The 6,520-nt window shown below is 70.6% G+C and carries 4 protein-coding genes; all 4 read left to right on the top strand.

Features of this window, described 5'->3' with window-relative positions:
• The coding region (locus SSP08S_RS54320) for an AMP-binding protein (RefSeq protein WP_019076014.1) at nt 1-1,272 on the top strand (1,272 nt) is incomplete at its 5' end.
• Nucleotides 1,273-1,297: 25 nt separating this feature from the next.
• Complete coding sequence (locus SSP08S_RS54315) at nt 1,298-1,543, top strand: phosphopantetheine-binding protein (protein WP_019076013.1); 246 nt, start codon at nt 1,298-1,300, stop codon at nt 1,541-1,543.
• On the top strand, nt 1,540-5,772 hold the full coding sequence (locus SSP08S_RS54310) for a non-ribosomal peptide synthetase (RefSeq protein ID WP_019076012.1): 4,233 nt from the start codon (nt 1,540-1,542) through the stop codon (nt 5,770-5,772). The genes SSP08S_RS54315 and SSP08S_RS54310 overlap by 4 nt, the downstream gene beginning before the upstream one ends.
• 105 nt (nt 5,773-5,877) lie before the next feature.
• A partial coding sequence (locus SSP08S_RS54305) for an ABC transporter substrate-binding protein (protein ID WP_019076011.1) occupies nt 5,878-6,520 on the top strand: 643 nt, incomplete at its 3' end.

Here is a 6,520-nt window from a genome sequence, read left to right as displayed (position 1 = left end):
GCCGCGCCCGAGGTCAGCCACATCCTCCAGGACTCCGGCACCCGACTCCTGTTCCTGGAGGACGAGTTCGAGCAGGTCGTTGAGGGCATGCCGACCGCGCCGCCCGAAACAGTCGTAGGGCTCGGGATGTTGGAGGAATGGCGTCATCAACACCCGTTCCACGACACGGAGTTCGACCCCACCCCCGACACTCCCGTCGCCCAGCTCTACACCAGCGGCACCACCGGTCTGCCGAAGGGGGTGGTGCTGGCGCACCGCAGTTTCTTCGCCATCCGCGACGCCCTGGCGAGCGAGGGGCTCGACTGGATCGACTGGCGGTCCGGTGACATCGCGCTGGTCGGCATCCCCGGGTTCCACATCGGTGGCCTGTGGTGGGCCACCCAGAACTTCAACGCGGGCACCACGGTCGTCGCGATGCGCGCCTTCGCCGCCCGCCGGGCCGTCGACCTCATCCGCGACCTCGGGATCACCACGGCCTGCGTCGTCCCGGCCATGCTCCGCATGATGCTCACCGAACCTGGCGTCAGAGCCCAGGACTTCACCACCCTCCGCAAGACCGTCTACGGCGGCTCCCCGATCTCCGAGGCGCTGCTGGAGGAGAGCCTCGCCGTCCTGGACTGCGAGTTCGCGCAGATCTACGGCCTGACCGAGACCGGCAACACCGCTGTCTGCCTGCCGCCCGCCGACCACCTGCCCGGCGGCTCCCGTATGCAGGCCGCCGGACACCCCTACCCCGGCGTGCGCACCAAGGTGATCGACGACCAGGGCCGCGAACTGCCTCCGGGCCAGGTCGGGGAGGTGTGTCTGCACACCCCCGCCCGGATGGTGGGGTACTGGGGTCTGCCCGACAAGACGGCGGAGACCCTCGTCGACGGCTGGATCCACACGGGCGACGCCGGCTACGTCGACGAGGACGGCTACGTCTTCATCCGCGACCGCATCAAGGACGCCGTCCTCGTCGCCGGCGAGAACGTCTACCCGGCCGAGATCGAGAATGTCCTGGAAGGCCACCCGGGCGTGGCCGAGGCGGTCGTCGTCGGAGCCCCCGACGAGCGGTGGGGCGAGTACGTGCACGCCTTCGTCGTCCCGGTCGCGGGCCACGAGCCCAGCCCCCGGGACCTGCACACCTTCCTCGTCCCGCGACTGGCGAGCTTCAAGCTGCCCGCCCGCTACGAGTTCATCGACAGTGTGCCGCGCAACCCCAGCGGCAAGATCCTCCGCCGCGAACTGCGCGACCGCTTCTGGAGCGACGCCGCGCGCAAGGTCAACTGACCGTTCCCACTGGAGAGATGACGACATGACCGCTTCCCTCACGCTGGACGGCTTCCGCGCGGACCTGGCGGAGTTCCTGTACCAGCGGCCCGACGAAGTAGACCTCGAGGAGCACCCCCTCCACGCGGGGCTGGACTCCCTGCGCATCACCACCCTCGTGGAAAGGTGGCGGGAGACCGGCGTCGACGTGACCTTCCTCGAACTCGCCGAGTGCACCTCGTTCGCCCAGTGGTGGCAACTCCTCTCCGCACGGCGGGAGTTGACCACATGACCGTGCGCCACCCACTGCTGGCCGCCCAGGAAGGCATCTGGACCGGCCAGCAGCTCGACACGGGCAGCCCCGCCTACAACACCGCCGAATACGTGCGCATCGACGGCCCCGTGGACACGGCCGCCTTCGACACCGCCCTGCACCACGTCGTCGCCGAGACCGAGGCCCTCAACGTCACCTTCGTCACCGACGACACCGGCCACCCCTGGCAGCTCGACACCCCGGCCGGCGACTGGCGCACCCACATCGCCGACCTCACCACCGAGCCCGATCCCCAGGCCGCGGCCCTGGCCTGGATGGACCAGGACATGGCCCGCCCCGTCGACCTCACCCGCGGCCCGGTCTTCGGCCACGCCCTGTTCAGGACCGGGCAGGAGCAGTACCTCTGGTACCACCGTGTCCACCACATAGCCCTCGACGGCTTCGGCCTCTCGCTGGTGGCCCGCCGAGTGGCCCAGGTCTACACGGCCCTCATGGCCGGGGAACCCGTCGCGGACAGCGGCTTCGGCACCCTGGAGTCCGTCCGCGCCGAGGAGTCGGCCCACCGCGACTCCGCCCGCCACACCGAGGACCGCGCCTACTGGACCGACCGGTACGCCGACCGCCCACCGGTGGCGAGCCCGACCGGCCGCTCCGGCCTCCCCGCCCGCACCTTCCACCGCCACGTCACCGACCTGGACGCCAACTGGTCCGCCGCCCTGCGCGCGGTCGCCCGCGACCTGTCGGTGACATGGTCCGAGGTGGTCCTCGCGGCAACCGCCGCCCACCTGCACCAGGTCACTGGCGCCCCGGAGATCGTCCTGAGCCTGCCCGCGATGGGCCGCCTCGGCTCGGTCTCCCTGCGTGTCCCCTGCATGGTGCGCAACATCCTGCCGCTGCGCGTGCCCGTCATCCTCGACGACACCCTGCGCGACCTCGCGCCCCGCGTCTCCCGCGAACTGCGCGCCGGACTGCCCCACCAGCGCTACCGCTACGAGCAGTTGAGGCGCGACCTGAAGCTGGTGGGCGGTCAGCGCCGGCTGTCCGGACCGGGCGTGAACATCATGCCGTTCGCCTACGACCTGCGGTTCGCCGGCCACCGCAGCACCGTCCTCAACGTGTCCGCTGGACCGGTCGACGACCTGGCCGTCAACGTCTACGACCGCTCCGACGGCACGGGCCTGCGCGTCGCCGTGGACGCCAACCCCGACCTGTACTCGAAGTTCGAAGTGGTCGCTTTCCAGGAGGAGTTGCTCGCCCTCCTCGACCAGGCGGTCGCCGCCCCCGACCGCCCACTGCGGGAACTGGCGGACACTTCCGCCGCCGGAGCCGTCCGGGTCCTGGACGGCGGCCCGCTGCCCGCCCCCTCCCGCCCGGTGCTGAGCCTGATCGCCGACCACGCGGCTCAGCGGGGCTCGGCAATAGCCGTAGAGCACGCGGGGGACAGCCTCACATACGCACAACTCCGCGGCACCGCAGGCGAGATGGCCCGCCGACTGGCCGCCCGAGGTATCGGCAAGGGTGACGTGGTCGTGGTGGCCCTGCCCCGGGGCATCGACGCGGTCACCACCATCCTGGGCGTCCTGCTGGCAGGCGCCGCCTACTGCCCCCTCGACCCGAAAGCCCCTGCCGACCGCATCGCCCACCTCTTGGCCGACACCGAACCGGCGCTCGTGGTGACGACCAACGACTGCGCGGCCGACTTCCCGGACCACGCCGTACTCCTGCCGTCCCAGCCGGATTCCGACGCTGCCACCGTGCCCTCGCCGCCCGGTCCGGCCGACCTGGCGTACGTACTGCACACCTCCGGTTCCACCGGCCGCCCCAAGGGCGTCGAGATCGAGCACAGTGCGCTGGCGCACTTCGTCGCGGCGGCCACACACCGCTACGGCATCCAGCGTGCGGACCGCGTCCTGCAGTTCGCCCCGCTGCACTTCGACGCCAGCGTGGAGGAACTCTTCCTGACCCTGTGTGCCGGCGGCACGCTGGTGATCCGCGCCGACGACATGACCGAATCGGTACCGCGCTTCCTGGACGAGTGCGCCCGCCTGCGCGTGAGCGTGCTGGACCTGCCCACCGCCTACTGGCACGAGGTGGCCTACGCGATCTCGACCGGCGCCGGCGCGCTGCCCGAGGGCGTAAGGACCGTCGTCATCGGCGGTGAGGCGGCGCTGCCGGAACGGGTCGACCGCTGGCGCAAGGCCGTCGGTACATCGGTGGCGTTGCTGAACACCTACGGGCCGACCGAGGCCACCGTGGTCGCCACGGTCGCCGACCTGCACGACCCGGCCCTCGACCCCGGTGACGTTCCGATCGGTCTGCCGCTGCCCGGCACCCGGGCCGCCGTCGTCGACGGCGAGCTGTACCTGCTGGGCGACGCCCTGGCGCGCGGCTACCGGGGCGACGCAGTGGACAGTTCCCGTTTCGCACCCCTCGCCGGGCTTCCCCGCGCCTACCGCACCGGCGACCTGGTCGACATCGGCGCGGACGGTCAACTCCGGTTCCTGGGACGGGCGGACGACGAGTTCAAGATCAGCGGCCATCGTGTCCAGCCCGCCGAGATCGAGAGCGCCCTGCTCACCCACCCGCGCGTCCGGGAGGCCGTAGTCGTGGGCCAGATCCTTCCCGACGGCACCCGGCGCCTGGCCGGCCACCTGGTCACCGAATCACCGGCGCCGCCCGCTTCGGAGGTCAGACAGCACCTGCGGACCAGGCTGCCCGCCGCGATGATCCCCTCTGCGGTCGAATTCGTCGACCGGCTGCCCCGCACGGGCTCCGGCAAGATCGACCGAGCCGCTCTGGCCCAGACTTCCGCGCCCCAACTACCCACCACCGGCAGCCCACTTGAGCGGACCGTCACCGCCGTCTGGCGTCAACTCCTCGGCACGGAAACCCTCGCCGCGAACGACGACGTCTTCGACCTCGGCGCCCAGTCCCTCCAGGCGATCCAGGCGGCCAACCGCCTCGGTGTCCAACTCGGCCGAGACATACGGGTTGCGTGGCTCTTCCAATACCCGACGGCCGCCGCCCTGGCCGACTTCCTCGGCGAGAACGCCCAACCACGGTCCGGCTTCCCGTCGGCTCTCCTCGCCGACACCACCCTCGACCCGGGCATCCGGCCCGGCATCAGCCGCGTCCCGGAAGAGGTCCCCCGCCGTGTCCTCCTCACCGGCGCGACCGGCTTCGTAGGCACCCACCTACTGGCCCAACTCCTCACCGCCACGCGAGCCGAGATCATCTGCACGGTGCGGGCCCACGACCAGACCGAGGCAACTGCCCGTATCCACCAAGCCCTTGACCGGCAGGGCATCGCCCTCGACGAGCGGGCACGCCACCGCATCACGGCCCTCCCCGCCGACCTCGCCCGCCCCGACTTCGACTTGACCCGCGACGCGCTCGCCGATCTCGCCACGACCTGCGACGCGATCTTCCACAACGCCGCGACCGTCAGCATCATGCGCGACTACTCCACCCTGCGCGCCGCCAACACCGAGTCCACCCACCACCTGCTGCGCCTGGCCGCCGTACGCACGACACCCCTCCACTACATCTCCACCCTGTCCGTGGCCCCGCCCGCGAGCCACAGCCCCGAGGTGCCGGAGGCATTCCTTCCGCCGCACGAGGGACTCCGCTACGGCTACCAGCAGTCGAAGTGGGCCTCGGAACGGCTGTTGGAGCAGGCGGCCGAGCGCGGTCTTCCGGTGACCGTGCACCGCCTGGGCCGGGTGGTCGGCCCGTCCGGCACGGGATACGTCAACGAGCGGGACTTCCTGTGGAGCGTGCTGCGGGCCGGCATCCCCGCCGGGATCGTCCCCGAGCTGTTCGAGGACGAGGTCTGGACGCCCGTGGACTTCGTGGCCCGGTCCGTCGTGCACCTCTGTCTCGCCGCTGACCGTGCGAGTGGTCCGGTCTTCCAGCACGCGACCCTGCCGCGGGTGCGGCTCGACGATGTTTACGGCTGGGTGGGGGAGTACGGCTATCCGGTACGGAGGCTGCCGCTCACGCGCTGGCGGGAGCAACTGCCCCGCTCTGCCGATGTCGCCGCCACGACGCTCGCCTTCTTCGACTCCGCCGAGCAGTCCGCGCCGACCGACCTGAGCCTCGGCCGTGTCCGGGCCGACAACGTCCGCGCGGGACTGGAAGACAGCGGCATCACCTGCCCGCCCGTCGATCGCGCCCTGGTCTTCGGCTACCTGGACCACTGCGTCGCCGCGGGTGTGCTGCCCGCCCCGGCAACGCGCGCCAAGTAGACGGGACTTGCCGGGAACTGGCGATCACTTCGCCCCGACTACTGCAACAGAACCTTTCACCCCGTGCCCTTTTCCATGAGCAGATCCCGTACACAAGGAGCCCGCATGTCGATCAACCGGCCGGTCGCCACCGCCCTGGCCGCAGCCCTCTGTCTACTGACGACAGCATGCGGCGACTCCTCGGACGACGACGCGGCGGGCGGTTCGACGACCGAGGCCGCCGTGTCGAAGACGGGCTATCCGGTGACTCTGAAGAACTGCGGAGGGACCGAGACCTTCCCAAAGGCCCCCAGCCGGGTCGTCGTCATGAACGGCGCCTCCGTCGCCGAGGTCTCCACGCTCCTCGCCCTCGGCCTCCAGGACAAGATCGTCGCCAACCAGCAGACCTACGGCATGTCCGAGGTCACGGGCCGCGCCGCCGCCATCAAGGCCCTGCCCACCGGGGACGTGAAACTCAACGACGCCTACGACATCCCCCGCGAGGCGATGCTCGGCCTGCGCCCCGATCTCGTCCTGTCGACGACCTCGTACGGCTTCGACGAGAAGAACGGCTTCGCCACCCGTGACCAGTTGAAGGCCGTCGGCGCCAACAGCTATGTCTCACCGCAGGGTTGTGACCAGGACACCTCGAAGATGACCATCGCCGACAGCTACACACTGCTGCGCGACATGGGCAAGGTCTTCAACGTCACTGAAAAGGCAGAGAAGTTGATCGCCGCCTCCGAGAAGAACATCGCGGCCGTCTCCG

Origin of the sequence: Streptomyces hokutonensis, from assembly GCF_000376565.1 — a bacterium.
Taxonomy (GTDB): Bacteria; Actinomycetota; Actinomycetes; order Streptomycetales; family Streptomycetaceae; genus Streptomyces; species Streptomyces hokutonensis.
The sequence above is the reverse complement of the archived record's forward strand: the minus strand, read 5'-3'. Positions and strand labels throughout refer to the sequence as shown.